This window comes from Pandoraea sp. NE5 (genome assembly GCF_024363545.1).
Taxonomy (GTDB): domain Bacteria; phylum Pseudomonadota; class Gammaproteobacteria; order Burkholderiales; family Burkholderiaceae; genus Pandoraea; species Pandoraea cepalis.
Window position 1 is genome coordinate 2707206 of the sequence record NZ_AP025517.1, and the last position, 23461, is coordinate 2730666.

At 64.1% G+C, this 23461-nt stretch carries 18 protein-coding genes; 11 read left to right on the plus strand and 7 right to left on the minus strand.

Annotated elements, in window-relative coordinates; translation table 11 throughout:
• The first annotated feature begins 32 nt into the window (after positions 1–32).
• Positions 33–2321: an NADP-dependent malic enzyme gene (locus tag PanNE5_RS12435; RefSeq protein ID WP_017232812.1), complete on the plus strand. Its 2289-nt coding sequence runs from the start codon at positions 33–35 to the stop codon at positions 2319–2321.
• A gap of 141 nt (positions 2322–2462) precedes the next feature.
• Here PanNE5_RS12435 and PanNE5_RS12440 read toward each other — a convergent pair whose 3' ends face one another.
• Together PanNE5_RS12440 and PanNE5_RS12445 are read right to left on the minus strand one after the other, a co-directional pair.
• A complete protein-coding gene (locus PanNE5_RS12440; protein ID WP_017232813.1) occupies positions 2463–2867 on the minus strand; it encodes a YXWGXW repeat-containing protein in 405 nt (134 codons plus the stop codon).
• Positions 2868–3076: 209 nt separating this feature from the next.
• Positions 3077–3478: a tautomerase family protein gene (locus PanNE5_RS12445; protein WP_017232814.1), complete on the minus strand. Its 402-nt coding sequence runs from the start codon at positions 3476–3478 to the stop codon at positions 3077–3079.
• Positions 3479–3607: 129 nt separating this feature from the next.
• Here PanNE5_RS12445 and PanNE5_RS12450 point away from each other — a divergent pair, with 129 nt between their 5' ends.
• A complete protein-coding gene (locus PanNE5_RS12450) occupies positions 3608–4495 on the plus strand; it encodes a LysR family transcriptional regulator (protein ID WP_261938067.1) in 888 nt (295 codons plus the stop codon).
• On the opposite strand, the gene PanNE5_RS12455 is transcribed toward PanNE5_RS12450, so the two are convergent.
• Positions 4482–5351 carry an MBL fold metallo-hydrolase gene (locus PanNE5_RS12455; RefSeq protein ID WP_150562651.1) on the minus strand — a complete coding sequence of 290 codons (870 nt, stop codon included), beginning with the start codon at positions 5349–5351 and terminating at the stop codon, positions 4482–4484. The genes PanNE5_RS12450 and PanNE5_RS12455 overlap by 14 nt on opposite strands.
• 109 nt (positions 5352–5460) lie before the next feature.
• Between PanNE5_RS12455 and PanNE5_RS12460 the strand changes: the two genes are divergently transcribed.
• Genes PanNE5_RS12460 through PanNE5_RS12470 form a run of 3 tightly spaced genes read left to right on the plus strand, consistent with a single transcriptional unit; the run spans position 5461 to position 6712 of the window.
• Positions 5461–5823 carry an ArsR/SmtB family transcription factor gene (locus PanNE5_RS12460; protein ID WP_150562652.1) on the plus strand — a complete coding sequence of 121 codons (363 nt, stop codon included), beginning with the start codon at positions 5461–5463 and terminating at the stop codon, positions 5821–5823.
• Between the two features lie 23 nt (positions 5824–5846).
• The gene (locus tag PanNE5_RS12465; protein ID WP_130026812.1) at positions 5847–6293 is read left to right on the plus strand and encodes a YeeE/YedE family protein; all 447 of its coding nucleotides are present in this window, start codon (positions 5847–5849) and stop codon (positions 6291–6293) included.
• The gene (locus PanNE5_RS12470; RefSeq protein WP_017232819.1) at positions 6290–6712 is read left to right on the plus strand and encodes a DUF6691 family protein; all 423 of its coding nucleotides are present in this window, start codon (positions 6290–6292) and stop codon (positions 6710–6712) included. The genes PanNE5_RS12465 and PanNE5_RS12470 overlap by 4 nt, the downstream gene beginning before the upstream one ends.
• 10 nt (positions 6713–6722) lie before the next feature.
• Here PanNE5_RS12470 and PanNE5_RS12475 read toward each other — a convergent pair whose 3' ends face one another.
• Together PanNE5_RS12475 and PanNE5_RS12480 are read right to left on the minus strand one after the other, a co-directional pair.
• Complete coding sequence (locus PanNE5_RS12475; RefSeq protein WP_240756328.1) at positions 6723–8057, minus strand: MFS transporter; 1335 nt, start codon at positions 8055–8057, stop codon at positions 6723–6725.
• A 124-nt stretch (positions 8058–8181) separates the two neighbouring features.
• Complete coding sequence (locus PanNE5_RS12480) at positions 8182–8790, minus strand: GNAT family N-acetyltransferase (RefSeq protein WP_157211386.1); 609 nt, start codon at positions 8788–8790, stop codon at positions 8182–8184.
• 774 nt (positions 8791–9564) lie between these two features.
• Between PanNE5_RS12480 and PanNE5_RS12485 the strand changes: the two genes are divergently transcribed.
• Positions 9565–9855, plus strand: coding sequence for an H-NS family nucleoid-associated regulatory protein (locus PanNE5_RS12485; RefSeq protein WP_017232823.1), 291 nt, complete (start codon positions 9565–9567; stop codon positions 9853–9855).
• A 286-nt stretch (positions 9856–10141) separates the two neighbouring features.
• Here the strand turns inward: PanNE5_RS12485 and PanNE5_RS12490 are convergent, their stop codons facing one another.
• Both PanNE5_RS12490 and PanNE5_RS12495 read right to left on the minus strand, forming a co-directional pair.
• On the minus strand, positions 10142–11416 hold the full coding sequence (locus tag PanNE5_RS12490; protein WP_017232824.1) for an ATP-binding protein: 1275 nt from the start codon (positions 11414–11416) through the stop codon (positions 10142–10144).
• 121 nt (positions 11417–11537) lie between these two features.
• Positions 11538–12257, minus strand: coding sequence for a response regulator (locus tag PanNE5_RS12495; RefSeq protein WP_017232825.1), 720 nt, complete (start codon positions 12255–12257; stop codon positions 11538–11540).
• Positions 12258–12885: 628 nt separating this feature from the next.
• On the opposite strand from PanNE5_RS12495, the gene PanNE5_RS12500 reads away from it, so the two are divergent.
• The 5 genes from PanNE5_RS12500 (at position 12886) to PanNE5_RS12520 (ending at position 23449) form a co-directional block, all read left to right on the plus strand.
• Complete coding sequence (locus tag PanNE5_RS12500; RefSeq protein WP_261938068.1) at positions 12886–14139, plus strand: MdtA/MuxA family multidrug efflux RND transporter periplasmic adaptor subunit; 1254 nt, start codon at positions 12886–12888, stop codon at positions 14137–14139.
• 92 nt (positions 14140–14231) lie between these two features.
• A complete protein-coding gene (locus tag PanNE5_RS12505; RefSeq protein WP_261938069.1) occupies positions 14232–17414 on the plus strand; it encodes an MdtB/MuxB family multidrug efflux RND transporter permease subunit in 3183 nt (1060 codons plus the stop codon).
• Entirely contained in the window at positions 17411–20551 is a 3141-nt protein-coding gene (locus tag PanNE5_RS12510) for a multidrug efflux RND transporter permease subunit (RefSeq protein WP_261938070.1), read from the plus strand. Before PanNE5_RS12505 ends, PanNE5_RS12510 begins: the two co-directional genes overlap by 4 nt.
• Positions 20552–20750: 199 nt before the next feature.
• Entirely contained in the window at positions 20751–22250 is a 1500-nt protein-coding gene (locus PanNE5_RS12515; RefSeq protein ID WP_232424555.1) for an efflux transporter outer membrane subunit, read from the plus strand.
• 560 nt (positions 22251–22810) lie between these two features.
• The gene (locus PanNE5_RS12520; protein ID WP_017232830.1) at positions 22811–23449 is read left to right on the plus strand and encodes a response regulator; all 639 of its coding nucleotides are present in this window, start codon (positions 22811–22813) and stop codon (positions 23447–23449) included.
• The last annotated feature ends 12 nt before the right edge of the window (positions 23450–23461 follow it).

The following is a 23461-nucleotide window of genomic DNA, read 5'->3' on the forward strand; positions in this document are numbered from 1 at the left end:
GAGCCGAGACATCGACCGAGGACGACACCCCCATGAGCCAAAGTAACGATCACCAGGCCGCCCTGGAATATCACCAGTTCCCGACCCCGGGCAAGATTTCCGTGACGGCCAGCAAGCCGCTCGTCACGCAGCGCGATCTGGCGCTCGCCTACACCCCGGGCGTCGCCATCCCGTGCCAGGAAATTGCCGCCGATCCCGCGCAGTCGTTCAAGTACACCGGTCGCGGCAATCTGGTCGGCGTGATCACGAACGGCACGGCCGTGCTGGGTCTGGGCAACATCGGCGCACTGGCCTCCAAGCCGGTGATGGAAGGCAAGGCCGTCCTCTTCAAGAAATTCGCCGGCATCGATGTGTTCGACATCGAAATCACCGAGAGCGACCCGGACAAGCTGGTCGAGATCATCGCGAGTCTCGAAGCCACGTTCGGGGGTATCAACCTCGAAGACATCAAGGCCCCGGAGTGCTTCACCGTTGAGCGCAAGCTGCGTGAACGGATGAAGATCCCCGTCTTCCACGACGATCAGCACGGCACCGCCATCACCGTTTGCGCCGCGTTTATCAACGGCTTGAAGGTCGTAGGCAAGGACATCCGCGAAGTCAAGGTCGTGACCTCGGGCGCCGGCGCCGCCGCGCTTGCCTGTCTGGACCTGATGGTCGACCTGGGCCTGCCCGTCGAGAATGTCTGGGCAACCGACATCGACGGCGTGGTCTACGAAGGCCGCACGGTGGGCATGGACCCGGACAAAGCGCGCTTCGCGCAGCCGACCGACAAGCGCACGCTCGCGGAAGTGATCGAGGGCGCCGACGTGTTCATCGGGCTGTCCGCCGGCGGCGTGCTCAAGCCGGCAATGCTGGGGACGATGGCGGCGCGTCCGCTGATTCTGGCGCTCGCCAACCCGACGCCGGAAATCTTCCCGGAAGAAGCGCGCGCCGCGCGCGACGACGTGGTGCTCGCCACCGGCCGTTCGGACTTCCCGAACCAGGTCAACAACGTGCTGTGCTTCCCGTATATCTTCCGCGGCGCGCTCGACGTGGGGGCGACCACGATTACGCGCAACATGGAAATCGCCGCCGTGCACGCGATTGCCGCGCTGGCCCAGGAAGAGCCGAACGACTCCGTGGCAACCGCCTACGGCGCGTATGACCTGTCGTTCGGGCCGGAGTACCTGATTCCGAAGCCGTTCGATTCGCGTTTGATCGTGCGCATTGCGCCGGCCGTGGCGCGCGCCGCCATGGAAGATGGCGTGGCCACGCGCCCGATCGCCGACTTCGACGCGTATGCCGATCAGTTGCAACAGTTCGTGTACCACTCGGGCGCGTTCATGAAGCCGATCTTTTCGGCGGCCAAGCAACTCGTGCGCGACGGCGGCAAGTCGCGCATCGTGTTCGCGGAAGGCGAGGAAGAGCGCGTGCTGCGTGCCGTGCAGGTGATCGTCGACGAAAAGCTGGCGCGTCCGATCCTGGTGGGCCGCCCGGAAGTGCTGCTCGCGCGCATCGAGAAGTTCGGTCTGCGCCTGCGTCTGGGCGAGGATGTCGAGGTGACCAATCCTTACTACGACGAGCGCTTCCACCAGTACTGGACCAACTACTGGGAGCTGCGTTGCCGTGACGGCATCACGAAGGAAATGGCGCGTGTCGAGATGCGCCGCCGTCTCACGCTGATCGGCGCGATGATGGTGCGCCTGGGCGATGCAGACGGCATGATTTGCGGCACCGTGGGCGCGTATCACGACCACCTGCGCTTCGTCGACGAAGTCATCGGCAAGCAGCCGGGCGCGAATACTTACGCGGCGATGAACATCCTGCTGCTCGACAAGCGCACCGTGGCGCTCGTGGACACGCACGTCAACGATGACCCGACGGCCGAGCAGATCGCCGAGTTCACGATGGCCGCCGCCAAGCAGATGTCGTGGCTGAACCTGAACCCGAAGGTCGCGCTGCTCTCGCGTTCGAATTTCGGCTCGGGCAGCGCCGCGTCGGGAACGAAGATGCGTCGAGTATTGGAGATGGTCAAGGCGCAGGCGCCGGAGTTGGAGATCGACGGCGAAATGCACGGCGACTGCGCGCTCGATGAAGGTCTGCGCAGCCGCATTCTGCCGCAGTCGCGTCTGAAGGGCGCGGCGAACCTGCTGGTGTGCCCGAACGTCGATTCGGGCAACATTGCCTACAACCTGCTCAAGACGGGCGCGGGCAGCAACGTGGCGGTAGGACCGTTCCTGTTGGGTGTCGGAGCACCGGTCAACGTGCTGACGTCGAGCTCCACCGTGCGACGCATCATCAACATGACGGCGCTGACCGTTATTCAAGCCAATCGCGACTGACGACTACACGGGGGGCACGCTTGGGGAGAATTTCCTGGGTGTGACACCCGTCACGGCCCCGGCCGGTCCGGCAGACGTATCGATCCGATACGCTGCCGGCCACGCCGGGGCTTTTTTCGTTTTCAAGCCTCGCGGCCCGAATCAGTTGCGGTGGTCGCGGCCGTGATCTCGGCCGTCGTGGCCATGGCCGCGGCCATGATCGTGGTCGTCACGACGATCCGGTCCCCGGCCGCGATCACCGCGATCCCAGCCGCCGCGACTCAGTGCCCAGCCGTTCGGGCCTTGATGCCAGGCCGGCGCGCGATACGCGTAGCCCGGACGGTCACGTTCCCAGTGACCGCCGCGCCACTCATGGCGATGGCCGTCCCAGTCCCAGAAACCCGGCGCCCAAACATATCCGACGCGCGGCGGCGGCATCGGCTCATAGCGCGGCGCCGGCGGCGCGCCGATGTTGATGGACACGCCCACCTGTGCATGGGCCGGGGCGGTGGCAATGCCCCCGAGCGTCGCGGTAACGAGGACAACGGTCAGCGTCAGTTTTTTCATGATGGCTCCCTTTGAGTTCGATTTTTGGGTACGTCTTCATCGTACGAGGAGCCGCGTCTGCCGCGAAGCGAATAGTCGTAAAAAAGTGTTGGAATTGTTTCGTTTTGTTTGTCGAAACGTGACGTGAGATGACGTAGCGCAAGCCGGAGCTTTGCATCGCCTGGCAGACGCTCGGGAGCGCCTCGCCAGTCAATGTGAGCGCCGAGGCGTCACGACTTCGACGCGTGCTGATGACGATATTCCTGCGTGCGTCCGCCGTAACCATAAGCCGCGCCGCGGGCATCGATCACGTGGATGTACGAGCACTCGTGCACGTTGCCGAGCAGGCCCGACAACGTTTCGAACACCTGAGCAATGAATTGCGCCTTTTCGGCCTTTGTATTCGTCTCGTCGGTCACGCTGATGTCCAGATGGAAGGCGTTTTTCCCTTGCTCCGAGAGGGGCGCTCCGCCGATGAACCAGCGCGTGTGCGGAATATAGTCGACGGTCACGGCGATGACCTCCGGCGCCTTGTGCAGCGTGTCGACGGTCAGTTGCGAGACCGCGCGAACGGCGTTGCGGGTGAGGGCGTCGTCGGGCGTGCCCGAGAGTTGCAGAACGATGTGCGGCATGGTGCGGCTCCCAAAGATTAAGCGGTGCTGAGTGATGTGAAGACAACGCCCTAAGTCTAGGGAGAGGATTGACATCGGAAAAGCTGGAATTTACGATTTGATCCATCGTTTTTGTCAATGGATGAATGCATGACGCCCGGTTTCGATTTCGATCAGTTGCGCACCTTCGTGGCGGTGGCCGAGGCGGGCAGTCTGTCGGCCGCCGCGCCGCGCGTGTTCCTGTCGCAGTCGTCAGTGAGCGAGCAGATTCGCAAGCTCGAAGTGCGCATCGGCGTGACGTTGTTCACGCGCGGCAAATTTGGCGTAAGCGCGACGCCGGCGGGCGAGCGGCTGCTCGGACACGCGCGGCAGTTGCTCGCGCAGTCCGAACGGGCGTGGCATGACGTGCGCGGATTCTCCCTCGCCGGCGAATTGCGGCTGGCGATCACAGACTACTTCCGTCCGGCCGAAGTCGCGCGCATGCTGCGGCATCTCGGCATGGCGTATCCGTCGCTGCGCATTCACGTCACGATTCTGAAAAGCGGGGAGATCGAGGCGGGCTATGACACGGGCGACTTCGACATCGGTCTGTCGATGCGCGTGCTCGGCAAGGCGCTCGGTCGCGAGGCGGTGGCCGGCACGCGCACGCTGGGGCGCGAGTCGCTCGAGTGGGTGGCGTCGCCGGACCTCGTTCTGGTGGCCGGCGCGCCGCTACCGCTGCTGGTGCTGCCCGATAGCTGTGCGCTGCATCGCTTCACCACGCAATGGCTTGACGACCACCGTGTGCCCTTCACGATTGCGCACGTGGCCTCGGGCGTGGCGGGGCTGCAATTGGCGTTGAGCGCGGGGCTCGGGGTGGCGTGCCTGAACGCGTCGGCGTCGGGACCGTCGCTTGCGCGTATCGAAACGTTGATGCCCGGGCGGCGCCTGCCCGCGCTGCCGGACGCCGAATTTCATTTGCTTCCCGCGCGCCGTGGCGAGCCTGAGTGGGTCACGCACGCGCGCGATGCGTTGGCCGAGCAGCTTACAGCGCGTTGAGGGGGATCTTCAGATAGCGCGTGCCGTTGGCTTCCGGCGCCGGCATGTCGCCTGCACGGATGTTGACCTGTACGGCGGGCAGAATCAGCGTCGGCATCTCGAGCGTCTTGTCGCGGGCCTCACGCATGGCGACGAAGGTGTGCTCTTCGATGCCGTCGTGCACGTGGATGTTGGCGCGCCGTTGCTCGTCCACGGTCGTTTGCCAGTTCGCCGCGCGTCCGGCGGGCGGGTAGTCGTGGCACATGAACAGACGCGTCGACGCCGGCAGCGCCAGCAGGCGGCGGATCGAGCGGAAGAGCGTGTGGGCATTGCCGCCGGGGAAGTCGCAGCGTGCCGTGCCGACATCGGGCATGAAGAGGGTGTCGCCGACAAACACGGCGTCGCCCACGCGATAGGCCATGTCCGCCGGCGTATGGCCGGGGACGAACATCGCTTCGGCCTGCAGCGCGCCAATGGCGAACGTCTCGCCGTCTTCGAACAAATGGTCGAATTGCGAGCCGTCGGGCGGCACGTCGGCGCCCAGATGGAACAGCGTCTTGAAGACGTGCTGCACCTCCCGGATGTGCGCGCCGATGGCAATGCGTCCGCCGACGCGTTCCTTGAGCCAGTGCGCTGCGGACAGGTGATCGGCGTGCGCATGCGTCTCAAGAATCCAGTCGACCGTGAGCTTGTGTGCGGCCACGAAGTCGAGCACGCGCTCAGCCGATTCCGTATGCGTTCGGCCGGCCTTGGGGTCGTAGTCGAGCACCGGATCGATGATGGCCGCGCGTGAGCCCGGCGCATCGAACACCACATAGGTCACCGTGGAGGTGGTGGTGTCGAAGAAGGCTTCGATGTTGGCGGGCGTGGCTGGCATGATCGGCTCCTGCATTAATTTATTAATTGATATATTATAGTCTAGTATAATGTTTATGGCGACGTGACCTCTCACCGCGCCGCAATGCTCTGAATGGTTCGATCCTGCCATGCCAAATGTGACTGCGCTATCCCCTGTCGACCGGGCCACGGCCTCCGCGGACACCGCGCCGCTGGATGTCGCACGGTTGCGCGCCGCCGCGTGCGATGCCACCGCGCTGCTGCGCGCGCTGGCCAACGAAGACCGTCTGCTGATCCTGTGCCAGCTCACACAGGGCGAACTGTCTGTGGGGGAACTGGAGGCGCAGCTCGACATTCGGCAACCGACACTCTCCCAGCAGCTCGCCGTGCTGCGTACCGAGTCGCTGGTGACGACCCGGCGTGACGGCAAACGTATCTACTATTCGGTCGCCGATGGCGCAGTGCTTGCCTTACTGGCATGCCTCTACGACCAGTTTTGTCCGAAATTCTGATTAATTGACGGGAAGCTCCGCACATGACCCTCGATACCCTTCACTTCACCCCATGGACCGCGTTGGCCGGCGGTTTGCTCATTGGCGTTGCCGCCGTCTGGCTGATGCTGGCGACCGGGCGCATTGCAGGCATCTCCGGCATTGCCGGAGGCCTGTTGCGTCCTCGCGCCGGCGATGTGGGCTGGCGCATCGCCTTCGTCGTCGGGTTGATGGCAGCCCCTTGGGCGTACCGCGCCGTGGCCGTCGTGCCCACGGCGCAGATCGACGCCAGTGCCGCGATGCTCGTGGCGGCGGGTGTGCTGGTCGGCTTCGGCACGCGACTCGGGTCGGGCTGTACGAGCGGCCACGGCGTGTGCGGCTTGTCGCGGTTGTCGTGGCGCTCGCTCGTCGCCACGCTGTGTTTCATGGCGATGGGTTTCCTGACCGTGTTCGTCGTGCGCCACGTACTCAATCTGGGAGGTGCGGCATGAAGAAGCTGCTTTTTGCGTTCATTGGCGGGCTCGTCTTCGGGCTGGGGCTGATACTTGCCGGGATGGCGAATCCGGCGAAAGTGCTGGGCTTTCTCGATTTGGCCGGCCGGTGGGATCCGTCGCTGGCGTTCGTGATGGGCGGGGCCATCGCGGTGGGGCTGGTCGGGTTCCGGCTGGCACGCTCGCAGGCACTGGCCTGGACGGGCGAGCCGCGTGCCTGGCCGGGGGCGAAAGGTTTGGACAAACGGTTGGTGCTCGGGGCGCTGACGTTCGGTGTCGGCTGGGGAATCGCGGGGATTTGCCCGGGACCTGCGCTGGTGCTGCTTGGCGCGGGTTCGGGCAAGGGACTGCTGTTCGTCGTCGCCATGATCGCCGGTATGGCGCTGCACGCGGTCATGACACGGGCCGACGCGAAGTAACGCGCGCGGCTCAGTGTTTTCTCGCCAACTCCGTGCCCGCGTCGGCAGCCAGTTGGCGGGTGACCGGAATCGATAGCCACGAGAACAGGCCGATCACGAGGAACGCCGGCAGGAAATCGCGGGTGGTCAGGTGTTCGTGGCCGGCCAGCCGGCTGCTCGCCTGCAGCACCATTCCCGAAATCGTCACGCCCAGCCCCAGCGATAACTGCTGAACCACGCTCGCAAGACTCGTGGCTCGGCTGGCGTCGGCGCTGGCAATGTCGGCGTACACGATCGAATTGAGGCAAGTGAACTGCAGCGACGGGAAGAAGCCGCCGAACGCCACGACGGCAAGCATCACGATCACCGGCGTGTCATGCGAGAAGAATCCGTAAGACGACAGCGCCAGACCGGCCAACGCCGCATTGACGATCAGCACGCGGCGAAAACCGAATCGCGCGAGCACGCGCTGTGCAATCGCCTTCATGAAAATCGCCCCGAACGCCGACGCGCAGGTAATCATGCCGGATTCGAACGGGTCCATATGCAGCCCCTCTTGCAGCGCCAACGGCAGCAAAAACGGCACGGCCCCCAACCCGATGCGAAAGAGCGATCCGCCGACGACACTGGCGTGGAACGTCGGGATGCGCAGCAACCTGAGGTCAAGCAGAGGCGCTTGCACACGATTGGCATGGCGCCAGTAGGCATAGACAAAGAGGGCCCCCACGGCGCACAGGGTGACGACAACGCTGCCGTCGATGTGGGGTTCGCCGATCATGGCCAGCCCGAGCATGAGCAGGCCGCTGCCGAGCGCGGAGAGGACGAAGCCTAGCGTGTCGAGGCGTCCGGCGTCGCCGCCCCGCTCGTTGTCGATGTATTTGCCCGCGAGGTAGATGCCGAGCAGGCTCACCGGGATGTTGACGAAGAAGATCCAGCGCCAGTGCAGATAGGCCGTGATCGCGCCGCCCAATGGCGGGCCGATGACCGGGCCGAGCAGCGCTGGCATCGTCAGGTAGCCGATGGCCTTGACCAGATCGTGCTTGGGCACCGCACGAAAGATGACGAGACGGCCGACCGGCACCATCATCGCGCCGCCCACGCCCTGCAGAAAGCGCGCGAACACGAACGTCGGCAGCGAAAACGACAGCGCGCAGAGAATCGAGCCGGCCATGAAGATGCCGATCGCCGTGCGGAAGACGTTGCGCGCGCCAAAGCGATCGGAGACCCAGCCGCAGATCGGAATGAAGATGCCGAGCCCGACCACGTAGGCGGTGAGCGCCATCTTCAGCGAAATCGGGTCTTGATGAAGATCTCGCGCCATGGCGGGCAGCGAGGTGGTGATCACCGTGGCGTCGATGTTCTCCATGAACAGGGCGCAAGCGATGATGAGCGGAATGATGACGGCGCGCGACACAATGGGGGGAATGGCTGGCGCAAAGACTCGGATTGTCCCACGATTTAAGCGACTGCTTCAATCGCCGAGGCGACGCCTAGCGCTGGTTGGCCGCCAATTCGTCGGCGTTGAGCCGGTACAGCACGTGACGGCGCATCCGGTGGCCGGCCGGAATCAGCGGATGCAGAAAGTCTTCATCGGGGCAATGGCGCATGCCGATGCGCTCCATGACCGCGCGTGAGCGAACGTTCGCGGGAACGGTGAACGACACCAGCGCGTCGAGGCCGAGCGTTTCGAACGCGAAATATGCGGCGGCGAAGGCCGCCTCGGTCGCGTACCCTTTCGACCACCAGGCACGCGCCAGCCGCCAGCCGATCTCCACGGCCGGCGCGAAAGGGGCGTCGAAACCCACGCGCATCAGGCCGACGAACCCCGCGAACGGCGTCACGCCTGGGATTTCCAGCACCCAGGGACCATAGCCATGCGTCTCGATATGTTGGGCCAGCCGGTGCGCGACGGCGTCGCTCTGGGTCCGGTCGAGTGTCGTCGGAAAGTGGCGCATGACATCTCGATCGGCATTGAGCGCGGCGAAAAGTGGCAAATCCTCCGGTCGCCACTGACGCAAGACCGTGCGCTCGGTAGTGAGCGCGCGCGCGGGGGTACCGAACGGCGAATGCGAATCCTCAGCCAGCGTCGACGTGCTCATGCGCTCAAAATTCCGTTGAATTCGCCCGAATCCGAATGGCAAATCGCCGATTGTGACAATTCTGGATTGACTTAATTCGATCTGCGCGAACATTGTGTTCGTGCCCGTCAATATTGCCATACGAACCGTGACGCGCAGTAGCGTCAGGCCCGACGGTTCTATTGTACGAAAATGCGATCGACTCGGGAGATGGCATCGACGCACGCGTTTGATGGCTACGATTCGACAATCGAGAGTGACACCAATGGCACGCCCGAGACGACGTCCGGCGAATCGCATGGATCCGGGCGCCAGTCGGGTTATCCGTGAATTACGGCGCTGGGATGCGAATAATCCGAATGAGTGAAGTCTTTCGGATCACGGAACGATCGGATAGCGATTGAATGTTTGGGGAGCACCTATTGCTCGAGGCATCGCGCAATGATGCCATCTGCGTCGTCGGCGCCAAACATGGCCCGGCAAAAAAGCCTTACGAAAACTTGCAGGGGAAAGTGTGAACTTATCATGCCGCCTCGCGTCCACATCGCACGATGGCGGGAATGCTTTTGCGATTACCGGCAATGGGGCACGCTAATGCCTCGATATCGACGAGGCCGATTTGATGATATTCCGGGAATCGCGCCCCGATTCTGTGCATTATCGGAAGCATCGATCGGACGATTCAATGCGATTTTGGCGTTTCCAGACTCATTCTCTGGAAATGCGGTTTTCAAATTATTAAAACTCGTGCTATTTTAAGTGGCGATCCATTTTAACAACCCAAGGACAGGCCAGATGGCAAGCTATAAAGAACTCGTCGCGCAGCGCGAAAAGATTGAAAAGCAAATCGAAGAGGCTCGGGCCCGTGAAGTCGCTCAGGTCATCGCTGAAGTCAAACAGAAGATTCAGGAATATGAACTGTCCGCCAAGGATCTGGGGCTTGTCGCAACCGATGGCCGTCGCCGTGCCGCGCGCGCCCAGATTGCGCCGAAGTACATGAATCCGGCCACGGGTGAAACGTGGTCAGGCCGTGGCCGCGCCCCGAAGTGGGTCGGCAAGAACAAAGAGAAATTCCTGATCAAGTAATTCGCTGACCCAATCCGAACCGGTACTGCCGGTCACATGTCAGGGGGGGGCGGGGAGCCACCATCGCTGCGCCGCGGTCACGTCCGCGGCGGCGAGCGTTGGCCGCCGTGTCCCTGTGCGCACTAGCGCAGCCATCCAGTCGTCGCATTGCCCCCAACCCGGATCGTCTGGCTGTGGCTTGATGTGATGCCGTGCCGTAAAGGACAAAACCCGCCGTTCGTACACCGACGGCGGGTTTTTTATGGTGTGTGCCGTGTATCCGGCACGCGTCGTACGCAGAGTTCGCTTATTCCGAGCCCGGATTCTCCGGCGGAAACATCAGCGTGACCTGCAAGCCGCCGGTGGGCCGATTGCTGAACGACACGCGTCCGCCCAGTTGCTGGGTGAGCTTATCGACAATGGCGAGGCCGAGCCCGCAATGCGCATTGCCGCCGCGAGCCGGATCAAGCCGGACGAACGGCCGCACGATGCGATTGATGTCTTCATTGGCAATGCCCGGACCGCTGTCTTCGATCACGAGACGCCATCCGCTCGCGTCGTGTGACGTGCGAATCGCGAGCGGCGCCTGTCCGTACGTCACCGCGTTATCGAGCAGGTTGTTTACGATGCGCTCGAGATAGGTCTGCCTGAGCTTGAAGCCCGGACCGGCCTGAAGATCCAGTTCGATGGCATAACCTTGATCGAGGAACGGGGCGACCAGTGCGGGAATGCGGGCTTCCACCGGCGACGTCGCACTTTCCATTTCGATCCCCCGGGCAAACAGCAGGAACTGATCGACGATGCGAGTCATCGATTCGGCGTCGCGTGTAATGCCCTCGCTCATCTGGGCGTCGTCGAGCATTTCGGCACGCAGACGTAACCGTGCAAGCGGCGTTTTCAGATCGTGGGCAATGCCGGCAAGCATGGTGTTGCGCTCCCGGTCGGTTTGCACGATGTCGTGGCTCATGCGATTGAAGCGCTCGGTCAGTTGACGCAACTCCAACGGGCCGCGCTCCTTGACCTGGGTGCGAATGCGATGGGTGGCGAGTTGCTCGGCGGCGGCGGCCATGTCCCGCACCGGCCGCTGCAATTGCCACGCCGCGAACAACGCAAAGATGACGGTAATGCCGAGGACTGCGGCCAGACCCGGCAAAATCATGGCCGTGCCTGGCGGATTACGCACGGACAGCACCGGCGTGGCGATCCAGTAGTCGCGGCCCGGCAGGCGGGCCCAGATGCGAGGCGGTGGCGTGCGCTCCACGCGCAACTGCGTGCCCGCGGGAAGGCGCCGGGCGAGTTCGGTCGTCAGGCGGGCGGTCTTGCTGGCGGCCTCGAAGACGTCGCCATGCGCGAACGAGACCGGCACGACCTGCACGAGATCCGGCAATGTGAGCGTCGAGCTGCCGTCGTGCACTTCGGCCGCCGCCTTGATGATGAAGGCCATTTGCTCAGCGGCATTTTGCACACGCGTCTCATCGTGATCGCTGCGCAGGATCGTGAGATATGAGAAATGGCTGATGACCAGCGCTGCGATGATGAGTAGCGCGAGCCGGCCAAATAAAGTGTCGAAACGGCCTTTCATGCAGGGCTCTGCCTGTGGGCTGGGGTAAGCAGTATCGGCAGCATGCCGGCGTCCTTGTCAGACGGGGAGGTGACGTCGTCGAACAGGGCGACGACGCAGCGTTGTGTCCGGCGCCGGGCCATCAACCGGTGGCCATGTCGGCGCGTTGACCGTCGGGAACGAAGATGTAACCGCGCCCGCGCACGGTCTGGATGAAGCGCGGGCTCTGCGCGTCTTCGTCGAGCAGACGGCGCAGGCGCCAGATCTGCACGTCGATGCCGCGATCGTTGACATCGCTGTCCGCGCCGTAGAGCAGTTCGATGATGCGCTCGCGCGAGAGCACCTGCATCGCGTGGTTGACCAGCAGGCGCAACAAGCCGTATTCGCCGTCCGAGAGCGTGAGCAACTGCGCATCGCGGGTGAGCGTGCGGCTGCGGAAGTCGAGCACGAACGGGCCGAATGTATAGTTCTCGCGCTGCTCGGGCACCGCGGCATCGGGCTGCTTGCGACGGCGCAACACGGCATTGATCCGGGCGAGCAGCTCGCGCGGACTGAACGGCTTGCCGAGATAGTCGTCGGCACCGATTTCCAGTCCGACGATGCGGTCGATCTCGTCGCTGCGCGCGGTGAGCAGGATCACCGGCACATCGTCGTTGCGCGCGCGCAGGTCCCGCAGGGCGGTGAGGCCATCGACCTTGGGCATCATCAGGTCAAGCACGATCAGCGACGGACGCTCACGCTCCAGGCGTGCGGCCAATCCGTCGCCGTCATGCATCACCGCCACCGAGAAGCCGTGGCGGCTCAGGTATTCGCGCAGCAGATCACGCAGATCGGGATCGTCGTCGACAACAAGAATCTTCATATTCGTTCGGACAGGGAGTGTTGTCATGATAGTGGCCTCCCCGCGCACCTTGACGCGGGTATTGTTTCCAGACATTACAGCATTGGTCACCCGTAACGTTGCGTAATAATAGAGCCAGCGCCGGTGATACACGAAATTCGTCCCCATCGCATAAGGTTCGATCTAACCGGCAAGCCACCCTGCCGGTGGCCGATTCCGCACACCCAGTCGTACGTCTCGCGTTGCGAGAGCGCTGCGACAAGGCAATGCAGCGCATCGCGACGCGCGGTGCCAACGCTGTCATGCGAACCATCGCGCGCGCGGCCGGTCTTTCCTTTGCCGCGCCAAGCGCGATTCCCCTTGGGGAAAGCGGGTGTAATCAGCCGTCCTATCGGGCTTCGACAACGGTCTGCTATGCTGATTGGCCGGATCTGGCGTGAGGCAAGGCCCCCGGGGTTGACGGACGCTTTGCTGCGCCGCGGCACTCGATCGCAAGACCATCGTCCACACGGGACGAATCCACCTACCACTGCGCTGTAATGAGGAAGTCATGACCGAGCACGGTCCCCACGGTTCCGAACCACCGAACGGTTCTGATCGGCCCGCACCCGCCACTGCCGGCACGCAACGCGACACCGGGCCAGCCCCTGTGGCTTCTGGCACGCGCCGCTGGCTCGTGCCCGCCGTGATCGGACTGATCGTCGTGCTCATCGCCGGAGGTGTTTATTACCGCCTGCATTCCCAAAGTGCGCAAGGTCCTGCTCAAGCGGGCGGGCGTCGCGGCGCAGCGCCGGGCGGCATGGCGGGTGCGGGTGCACCCGCCACGCCGGTGACGGCGGTCGAGGCGAAGACGGGCGACCTGCCGGTCTTCCTCAACGGGCTGGGCACCGTCACGCCCACGCGCAGTGTGACCGTGCATTCGCGTGTCGACGGACAGCTCATGAAGGTGCACTTCAAGGAAGGCGACATCGTCAAGGAAGGCCAGTTGCTCGCCGAAATCGATCCGCGTGCGTTCCAGGTACAGGTCACCCAGATGGAGGGCCAACTCGCCCGCGACCAGGCGTTGCTCAAGAATGCGCAACTCGACCTCGCCCGTTACGAGACACTGCTCAAGCAGGATTCGATCGCCGCGCAGACGGTGGACACTCAACGTGCGCTCGTCAAGCAGTACGAAGGAACCGTCAAATCCGACGAGGGGCAGCTCGGCAACGCCCGCCTGCAACTGAACTATGCCAGCGTGATCGCGCCGGTGTCGGGGCTCGCGGGGCTGCGCCAGGTCGATCCGGGCAACATCATTCACGCGTCGGACACCAACGGCATCGTCATCATCAACGAGGTGACGCCGATTACCGTCGTCTACACGATTCCCGAGGACAACCTGTCGAAGGTCCTCAAACGCTCGCGAGACGGGGAGACGCTGCCCGTGGAAGCCTTCGACCGCGCCGGCAAGGTGAAGCTGGCCACCGGCAGGCTCGCCTCCATCGACAACCAGATCGACACGACAACCGGCACCGTCAAGCTCAAGGCCGAATTCGCCAATCGCGATGGCTTGTTGTTTCCGAACCAGTTCGTCAACGTGAAGATGCTCGTCGACACGCTCAAGGGCGCCACGCTGATTCCGAGCGCCGCGGTACAGCGCGGCACGCAGGGCAGTTTCGTCTACACGGTGCAGCCGGATCAGACGGTCAAGCTCAAGACCGTGAAGCTCGGACCGACCGACGGCACCAACGTCGCGGTGGAGTCTGGCATCGCGCCCGGCGAGAAGCTCGTGATCGACGGCATGGACAAGCTGCGCGACGGCGCCAAGGTCGAGGTGATCACGGCCGCGAGCCGTGCGGCGGCCGTTGCGCCGCCCGCGCCGGGGGACAAGCGCAACGGCGGTCATCGCCGTCCGGCGCAATAGGGCGGTCTCGCGTGACGTCGCACGACCTCCCGCGTCCACGCCTCGCCCACGTTTGGCCCACGGCCCCCCAGAGACGCCCTTCGACGTAGCCAATGAATCCGTCCCGCCCGTTTATTCTCCGACCGGTCGCCACCTCGTTGCTGATGGTGGCGATCCTGCTTGCCGGTTTCGTCGCGTACCGGCTGTTGCCGCTCTCGGCATTGCCGGAAGTCGACTATCCGACCATTCAGGTGGTCACGCTCTACCCGGGCGCCAGCCCGGATGTGATGACCTCGTCGGTGACGGCCCCGCTGGAGCGTCAGTTCGGCCAGATGCCGGGCCTGAACCAGATGTCGTCGACCAGTTCGGGCGGCGCGTCGGTGATCACGCTGCAGTTCTCGCTCAATCTCGGGCTCGACGTTGCCGAGCAGGAAGTGCAGGCCGCGATCAATAGCGCCAGCAATCTGCTGCCCACCGATCTGCCGATGCCGCCGATCTACAGCAAGGTCAATCCGGCCGATACGCCGATCCTGACGCTGGCGATCATGTCGAAGACCCTGCCGCTGCCCAAGCTCGAAGATCTGGTCGACACACGTGTGGCGCAGAAGATTTCGCAATTGCCCGGCATCGGTCTGGTGAGCCTCTCGGGTGGCCAACGCCCGGCGGTGCGCATTCAGGTCAATCCCCGCGCGATTACGTCGTACGGGCTGAGTATCGAGGACGTTCGCACGTCCATCGCGGCGGCCAACGTCAACCAGGCGAAGGGCAGTTTCGACGGTCCGCTGCGTGCCTCGACCATCGACGCCAACGACCAGCTCGCGTCGGCCGACGAGTACCGCAACCTGGTCATCGCGTACAAGAACGGTGGCCCGATCCGTCTTTCCGATGTCGCCGACGTCATCGATGGCGCCGAGAACACCAAGCTTGCCGCATGGGCGGATACCACGCCGGCCATCGTGCTCAACGTGCAGCGTCAGCCGGGCGCCAATGTGATCGAGACAGTCAACCGGGTCAAGGCGTTGCTGCCGCAGTTGCAGGCCTCGCTGCCCGGCAGCATCGACGTGAAGTTGCTGACCGACCGTACCACGACGATCCGCGCCTCGGTCTCCGACGTGCAGTTTGAACTCCTGCTCGCGGTGGCCCTGGTGGTCATGGTGATTTTCCTGTTCCTGCGCAACGTCTCGGCGACGATCATCCCAAGCGTGGCCGTCCCGCTCTCGCTCGTCGGCACGTTCGGCGTGATGTACCTGGCCGGCTTCTCGATCAACAACCTCACGCTCATGGCGCTCACCATCGCGACCGGCTTCGTGGTCGACGACGCGATCGTGATGATCGAGAACATCGCGCGTTACATGGAGCAGGGGGAAAAGCCGCTGCAGGCGGCGCTCAAGGGCGCGGAACAGATCGGCTTCACCATCATTTCGCTCACGTTCTCGCTGATCGCCGTGCTCATTCCGCTGCTGTTCATGGGCGACGTTGTCGGCCGCCTGTTCCGCGAGTTCGCGATCACGCTGGCGGTGTCGATCCTGATCTCGGCCGTGGTGTCGCTCACCCTCACGCCGATGATGTGCGCGAAGCTGCTGCGTCACGTGCCCGAAGAGAAGCAGGGCAAGTTCTACCGCAAGACCGGCGAGATATTCGACCGCATCATCGCGAAGTACGGCGAGTGGCTCTCATGGGTGCTCGATCGTCAAACGGCCACGCTGCTCGTCGCGCTCGGCACGCTTGTGCTCACGGTGCTGCTGTATCTGTGGGTGCCGAAGGGCTTCTTCCCGGTGCAGGACACGGGGGTGATCCAGGGGATTTCCGAAGCGCCGCAGTCGATCTCGTTCGCGGCAATGGGCGAGCGCCAGCAGGCATTGGTCGCCGCCGTGCTCAAGGACCCGGCCGTCGAATCGGTGTCGTCGTTCATCGGCGTGGATGGGGTGAACACCACGCTCAACAGCGGGCGGCTGCTCATCAATCTGAAGGACAAGGCCGTGCGCGGACTCGACGCCTCGGCGGTGATCCGCCGCATCCAGCCCGAGGTGGCGAACGTGCCCGGCATCGCGCTCTATATGCAGCCGGTGCAGGATCTGACCATCGAAGACCGCATCAGCCGAACGCAATATCAGTTCACGCTGCAGGATCCGAGTCTCGATACGCTCGGCATCTGGGTGCCAAAGCTCGTCGACAAGCTGCAACACGTACCGCAACTGGCCGACGTGACGAGCGACCTGCAAGTCAATGGCTTGCAGGCTTACGTGGACATCGATCGCGACACGGCGAGCCGCCTGGGCGTGACGCCGGCGGCCGTCGACCAGACGCTCTACAGCGCGTTCGGCCAGCGACTGATTTCGACGATCTACACGCAGGCGTCGCAGTACCGCGTGGTGCTCGAAGTGGGTAACGATTTCCAGCGCGGCCCCGACGCGCTGAAGGGCATTTACGTTGCGTCGACCTCGGGGGTGCAAGTGCCGCTGACATCGTTCGCGAAGATCGTGGAGAAGCCCACCCCGCTGGCCATCAACCACCAGGCCCAGTTCCCGGCCGCCACGATCTCGTTCAACCTCGCCAAGGGCGCATCGCTCGGCGATGCCGTGAAGGCGATTACCGCGGCCGAGGCGTCCATCGGCCTGCCGGTGAGCACGCAGACGACCTTCCAGGGTGCGGCGCAGGCGTTCCAGGCGTCGCTCTCGAACACGCTGTGGCTGATTCTCGCGGCGGTCGTGACGATGTACATCGTGCTGGGGGTGCTCTACGAGAGCTACATCCATCCGATCACGATCCTGTCGACGCTGCCCTCGGCCGGTGTCGGCGCGCTGCTCGCCCTGATGGTCTCGGGCAACGACATCAGCATCATCGCGATCATCGGCATCATCCTGCTGATCGGCATCGTGAAGAAGAACGCCATCATGATGATCGACTTCGCGCTCGAGGCGGAGCGTGAACGCGGCATGGCGCCGCGCGAGGCGATCTATCAGGCCTGTCTGCTGCGTTTTCGGCCAATCCTGATGACGACGATGGCCGCTGTGCTGGGGGCGCTGCCGCTCATGCTTGGCTCGGGCGTGGGGTCCGAGTTGCGGCAGCCGCTCGGGATCACCATGGTGGGCGGGCTGATGGTCAGTCAGGTGCTCACCCTCTTTACCACGCCCGTGATCTATCTGTGGTTCGACCGCTTGGCCGCACGGGCGCGCGCCTGGCGCGATCGGCGTTTCGGTACCTCGGGGCCGCCGGACGATCCGGGGCACGGCGATCATGGCACGCCGGGCGGCGGCAGTGACGGCCCGGCCACCACAGGCGGCCCAGCGCGATGAACCTGTCGGCTGTCTTCATCAAGCGCTCGGTCGCGACCGTTCTGCTCACCATCGGGGTGACGCTGGCGGGCATCGTCGCGTTCGGGTTGCTGCCAGTCTCGCCGCTGCCGCAGGTCGATTTTCCAACGATCTCCGTTACGGCGTCGCTACCCGGCGCGAGTCCCGAGACGATGGCCGCGAGCGTGGCCACGCCGCTGGAGCGCTCGCTCGGCCGGATTGCCGGGGTGACGGAAATGACGTCGAACAGCACGCTGGGCTCGACCCGCATCACGCTGCAGTTCGATCTCTCGCGCGATATCAACGGCGCGGCGCGCGACGTGCAGGCGGCGATCAACGCCGCGCGCAGTCTGCTGCCGTCGGGCCTGCCGAGCAATCCGACCTATCGCAAGGTGAATCCCGCGAGCGCACCGGTGATGATTCTTGCGCTGACGTCGGACAGCATGACGCGCGGGCAGATGTACGACTCCGCGTCGACCATCCTCGCGCAGAAGATCTCTCAGCTCGACGGCGTAGGCGATGTCACCGTGGGCGGCAGTTCGCTGCCGGCGGTGCGGGTCGAACTCAACCCGACGGCACTCAACAAGTACCAGATTCCGCTCGAGACGGTGCGCACGACGATTCAGGCCGCCAACGCAAACCGCCCGAAGGGTGCGCTCGAAGACGGCGATCAGCGCTGGCAGATTCTCGCCAACGATCAGGCGAAGACGGCCAAGGACTATCTGCCGGTCGTCGTCAGCTATCGGGACGGCCGTCCGGTGCGCCTGTCCGATGTCGCCGACGTGGTCGATTCGGTGCAGGACTTGCGCAACGCCGGGTCGGCCAATGGCAAGCCGTCGGTGGTGCTCATCATCACGACGCAGCCCGGCGCGAACATCATCAAGACGGTCGACGGCATCAACAAGATCCTGCCGGTGCTGCGCGCCTCGATCCCGGCGGCCATCAATCTCGACGTGGTGATGGACCGCACGCCGACGATCCGGGCATCCCTCAAGGAAGTCGAGCGCACGCTGCTGATTTCGATTGCGCTCGTCATCCTGGTGGTGTTCCTCTTCCTGCGGAACTGGCGGGCGACGCTCATCCCGAGCGTCGCGGTGCCCGTGTCGCTGATTGGCACGTTCGGCGTGATGTACCTGTGCGGCTTCAGTCTCGACAACCTGTCGCTCATGGCGCTCACCATTGCGACGGGCTTCGTGGTCGACGACGCCATCGTGGTGCTCGAGAACATTGCCCGCCATATTGAAGATGGCCTGAGTCCGTTCGCCGCCGCGCTCAAGGGCACGCGCGAAGTCGGCTTCACGGTGCTCTCGATGAGCATTTCGCTGGTGGCGGTTTTCATCCCGCTGCTGCTCATGGGCGGCATCGTGGGGCGCCTGTTCCGCGAGTTCGCCGTCACGCTCTCGGCCGCTATCCTGGTCTCTTTGGTCGTCTCGCTCACAGCGACGCCGATGATGTGCGCGCGTCTGCTCAAGGGTAAGTCTGCGCCGGGCGCCGCCGCGCCGCCGCCGCGACCATCCGTCTGGACACGGATCGGCGGATGGACCGAGCGCATGTTCGACGGCATGCTGCGCGAATATGAGCGCTCGCTCTCGTGGGCGTTGCGCCACGGGCCGCTCATGCTGGGGATTCTGTTTGCCACGATCTGCCTGAACGTCTGGCTGTATACCGTCGTGCCGAAGGGCTTCTTCCCGCAGCAGGACACGGGGCGGATGATCGGCTTCATTCAGGCCGATCAGGCGATCTCGTTCCAGGCGATGGAAAAGAAGCTGGCCGACTTCATCAAGATCGTGCAGGCCGATCCGGACGTGTCGACCGTCACGGGCTTTACCGGCGGATCGAACCGAAACGGGGGCTTGATGTTCGTTACGCTCAAACCGTTGGGCGAGCGCAAAATCTCGGCCGATCAGGTGATTGCGCGATTGCGGGGCAAGCTGGCCAAGGAGCCTGGCGCAATGCTCTATCTGCAGTCCGTGCAGGACATTCGCGTCGGCGGGCGGGCGAGTAACGCGCAGTACCAGTACACGCTGCAGGCAGATGATCTACAGCAGTTGCGCGAGTGGGAGCCGAAGGTGCGCAATGCGCTCTCGCATCTGCCGAATCTCGTCGACGTCAACACGGACCAGCAGGACAAAGGCTTGCAGACGACGCTCGACGTCGATCGCGATCAGGCGTCCCGCCTCGGTCTGACGATGAGTCAGATCGATAGCGTGCTCAATGATGCGTTCGGGCAGCGGCAGGTCTCCACGATCTACAATCCGCTCAATCAGTACAAGGTTGTAATGGAAGTTGCGCCGCAATGGTGGCAAAGCCCCGAGTCGCTCAAGGACATTTATGTGGTGACCTCGGCGGGGGCGCAGGTGCCGCTCTCGGCATTCGCGCGGTATCGGCCGACCAATACGGCGCTGGGGGTCTCGCACCAGGGGCAATTCGCGGCGAGTACGATTTCGTTCAACCTCCCGCCGGGGGTATCGCTGTCGCAGGCGCAAGCCTCGGTCCAGGACGCCGTCGGCCGGCTGGGCATGCCGACGTCGGTGCATGGCAGCTTCCAGGGCACGGCGCAGGCGTTCCAGTCGGCCTTGTCGTCGCAGCCGATACTCATCCTGACCGCGCTGCTCACGGTATATATCGTGCTCGGCGTGCTCTACGAGAGCTACATCCATCCGCTCACCATTCTGTCGACGCTGCCGTCGGCGGGGGTCGGGGCGTTGCTCGCGTTGCTGCTCTTCAATACCGAGTTCAGCATCATCGCGCTGATCGGGGTGATTCTGCTGATCGGTATCGTGAAAAAGAACGCGATCATGATGATCGACTTCGCGCTCGATGCCGAACGGCGCCAGAACATGCCGCCGCGCGAGGCCATCTACCACGCGTGCGTGCTGCGCTTTCGCCCGATCATGATGACGACGATGGCCGCCATGCTCGGTGCGATTCCGCTTGCGTTGGGCACGGGTGATGGGGCGGAGCTGCGTCAGCCGTTGGGGATTTCCATCGTGGGCGGCCTGCTCGTGAGCCAGGTGCTCACGCTTTATACGACGCCGGTGGTGTACCTCTATCTCGATCGCTTGCGGCTGCGCTGGGCGCGATGGCGTGCGCGTGGTCAACGCGGCCAGGGCGACGTCGGGGAGGTGGGGCATGGCTGATGCCGCGCGCTGCCTGCACCGTGCGGGTCCGTGGGCGTCGCGTCCCGGAGCGTCTTTTGAAACTTCTGTTCTGGCCGAAGGGCCGATGCGTGCCATGTCCCGTAACCTGAATCGTCAAGTCGCCACCGCTGGATCTCATCCGCCCGCTGCACCCGCAGCGGTTGCGCTGCAAGGGCGAGGCGCGAGGACGCCGCCGCGCATGCGTCGCGCCGCCACGTGGCTTGCGGCAAGCGCCGTACTGTGGCTCGCGGGCTGCGCGGTGGGGCCGGACTATGTGCGTCCAGCCATCGACACGCCGGCCGCGTTCAAGGAGACGGGGGACTGGAAGCTCGCCGAGCCCAGCGATGCGGCGTCCAAGGGCGAGTGGTGGGCGATCTATCAGGACCCGGTGCTCGCCGACCTGATGGCGCAGGTCAACGTCGACAATCAGAACATCAAGGTTGCCGAGGCCAACTATCGGCAAGCGCTGGCCGTGGCCTCGCAGGCGCGCTCTGCCTTCTTTCCGACGATCGGCGCCGACGCCGGTCTCACACGCGCCAGCTCGCGCGTGAGCAGCTCGGCGGTGAGCGGATCGGGGGCGGGCGGGATCTCGAACAGCTACAGCCTGTCGGGCACGGCGAGCTGGGAACCGGACATCTGGGGTAGCGTGCGCCGCTCGGTCGAGGCCGGCAACGCGAGCGCCGAGGCGAGCGAGGCGGATCTGGCCAATGCACGTCTGTCGGCGCAGGCGCTGCTCGCCCAGAACTACTTCGACCTGCGGGTAACGGACGCTCAGAGGGCGCTGCTCGACCGTACGGTTGCGGCATACGAGCAAACGCTCAAGCTCACGCAGAATCAATACGCCGTCGGTGTGGCGCAGCGCTCCGACGTGATTCAGGCGCAGACGCAATTGCAATCGGCGCAGGCCTCGGCGCTCGATATCGAGGTGACGCGCGCTCAACTGGAGCATGCGATCGCGCTGCTTGTCGGCAAGGCGCCGGCGGCGTTCTCGCTTACGCCGATGCCGCTGCGCGCCGCGTTGCCGATGGCGCCGGTGAGCCTGCCGTCGACCTTGCTGGAACGGCGACCCGATATTGCGGCGGCCGAGCGCTCGGTGGCGGCGGCGAACGCGAAGATCGGCGTCGCCAAGGCGGCCTTCTTCCCGACCCTTACGCTCTCGGCGACGGGCGGTTTCCAAAGCAGCAGCTTCGCCGACTGGCTGACGCTGCCGAGCCGCTTCTGGTCGGTCGGTCCGGCGTTGGCGGCCACGCTCTTCGACGGCGGCCTGCGTCGCGCGCAGACCGACGCGGCCATCGCGGCGTACGACGCACAGGTCGCGACCTACCGTCAGACGGTGCTCACGGCATTCCAGTCGGTCGAAGACAACCTCGCCGCGCTGAATTATCTGGGCCGTGAGGCTGCCGTGCAGAACCAGGCGGTGCAGTCGTCGCGCGAGGCGCTGCAACTCATCCTCAATCAGTACAAGGCGGGCACTGTCGGGTTCCAGAACGTGTTGACGGCGCAGACGACGGCGTACACCACGGAGCGTACGGCGCTGACGATTCTCGGCCGTCAGTTCACGGCCAACGTGCTGCTCGTGACCGCGCTCGGCGGCGGCTGGCATGGTTTGTCGTCCGCGGGCGAGAACCCTGGTGCGTCGCAGGCGGTGAAGGCGTCCACGAACGCCAGCTCCGCCGATGGCCGCGACGGGCAGAAGTAACGCGCCTAATGTGCGTAACGTGCATAACGCGCGTAACGTGCGTAACGTGCGTAACGCGCCGTCCGAACCGCCTCGTCAGCGCCCGGTCGAGGTGTTCGCGACCGGGGCACACCCTCGGAATGTCCCCCTGCGCCAACTACGCATATTCCGACGCGCACAACGAGCCGATCACTAAATCGGGCGTTGGTGTTTAAGGTAATTCCGAACTTCGAGATTGGAATGTCGGAAGCGCTCACCGCGAATCGTCCGAATACCGGTAACGCGAGTAGCACAGACTGTGCTGCCGGACGTCTGAGCAATTTCACCTCCGGGCGAGTCCCGTCAAGCAGTTAGGCCGCAGTACCCGCTCTATCGGGCAGCATGCGGGCCGCGCGCGCATTGACCACACCGCGTGGCAAGGCGGCCCATGCGCATCGTCTATGTGACGTTTCCCAGCCGGTCGGGAGGATCCCTTTTTGCCAGAATGGACTCGCTTCGCGGCAATGGCAGGCGCGAAGCACCGTACGTGTCGTGCGGCGATGACGGTGCTGCCAGATGACGAATAAGGGGAGGGGGCAACGATGACGATCAATGTCGTGGTCGCGGACGACCATCCGATTGTGCGCTATGGAATACGACGTCTGCTCGAAGAGCGGGAAATGATTCATCTGGTCGGCGAGGCGGCCAATTCGTCAGAACTCGTGAATTTGCTGGCCAAGGCGCCATGCGACATTCTCGTGACCGATTTTTCAATGCCAGGGGGAAATTTCAAGGACGGCCTGTTTCTGATCGGCTATGTGCGCCGATATTTCCCGAACATCAAGATCATCGTTGTCACGATGCTGGAAAATCTGGCGATTCTTCGCGGCATGCTCAAGCTCGGTGTGCATTCGATTCTCTCCAAGCTCGACGAGCAGAGTTCGATTGCCGATATCGTGTGCGTGGTCGCGGACGGCAGCCGCTATATTCCGGCGGGACTGGCGACGCGCCTGCACGACTCGGTGGTCGACGACACCGAGATCGATGCGTCGAAGCTCTCGGGTCGCGAAGTGGAAGTGGTGCGGCTGTTCGTTTCCGGGCTCACCATCAGCGAAATCGCATTCCAGCTCAGTCGCAGCGTCAAGACGGTCAGCTCACAGAAGACCAACGCCATGCGCAAACTCGGGCTGGACCGCGACGTCGACCTCTATCACTACGCCACGCGCACGGGCATCGCCTGACGGAATCGTTGA

Bases quoted from the DNA above. Each gene is read 5' to 3' on its own strand.
- PanNE5_RS12435 (WP_017232812.1), top strand. From the start codon at position 33: ATGAGCCAAAGTAACGATCACCAGGCCGCCCTGGAATATCACCAGTTC.
- PanNE5_RS12440 (WP_017232813.1), bottom strand. From the start codon at position 2,867: ATGAAAAAACTGACGCTGACCGTTGTCCTCGTTACCGCGACGCTCGGG.
- PanNE5_RS12445 (WP_017232814.1), bottom strand. From the start codon at position 3,478: ATGCCGCACATCGTTCTGCAACTCTCGGGCACGCCCGACGACGCCCTC.
- PanNE5_RS12450 (WP_261938067.1), top strand. From the start codon at position 3,608: ATGACGCCCGGTTTCGATTTCGATCAGTTGCGCACCTTCGTGGCGGTG.
- PanNE5_RS12455 (WP_150562651.1), bottom strand. From the start codon at position 5,351: ATGCCAGCCACGCCCGCCAACATCGAAGCCTTCTTCGACACCACCACC.
- PanNE5_RS12460 (WP_150562652.1), top strand. From the start codon at position 5,461: ATGCCAAATGTGACTGCGCTATCCCCTGTCGACCGGGCCACGGCCTCC.
- PanNE5_RS12465 (WP_130026812.1), top strand. From the start codon at position 5,847: ATGACCCTCGATACCCTTCACTTCACCCCATGGACCGCGTTGGCCGGC.
- PanNE5_RS12470 (WP_017232819.1), top strand. From the start codon at position 6,290: ATGAAGAAGCTGCTTTTTGCGTTCATTGGCGGGCTCGTCTTCGGGCTG.
- PanNE5_RS12475 (WP_240756328.1), bottom strand. From the start codon at position 8,057: ATGGAGAACATCGACGCCACGGTGATCACCACCTCGCTGCCCGCCATG.
- PanNE5_RS12480 (WP_157211386.1), bottom strand. From the start codon at position 8,790: ATGAGCACGTCGACGCTGGCTGAGGATTCGCATTCGCCGTTCGGTACC.
- PanNE5_RS12485 (WP_017232823.1), top strand. From the start codon at position 9,565: ATGGCAAGCTATAAAGAACTCGTCGCGCAGCGCGAAAAGATTGAAAAG.
- PanNE5_RS12490 (WP_017232824.1), bottom strand. From the start codon at position 11,416: ATGAAAGGCCGTTTCGACACTTTATTTGGCCGGCTCGCGCTACTCATC.
- PanNE5_RS12495 (WP_017232825.1), bottom strand. From the start codon at position 12,257: ATGAAGATTCTTGTTGTCGACGACGATCCCGATCTGCGTGATCTGCTG.
- PanNE5_RS12505 (WP_261938069.1), top strand. From the start codon at position 14,232: ATGAATCCGTCCCGCCCGTTTATTCTCCGACCGGTCGCCACCTCGTTG.
- PanNE5_RS12510 (WP_261938070.1), top strand. From the start codon at position 17,411: ATGAACCTGTCGGCTGTCTTCATCAAGCGCTCGGTCGCGACCGTTCTG.
- PanNE5_RS12515 (WP_232424555.1), top strand. From the start codon at position 20,751: ATGCGTCGCGCCGCCACGTGGCTTGCGGCAAGCGCCGTACTGTGGCTC.
- PanNE5_RS12520 (WP_017232830.1), top strand. From the start codon at position 22,811: ATGACGATCAATGTCGTGGTCGCGGACGACCATCCGATTGTGCGCTAT.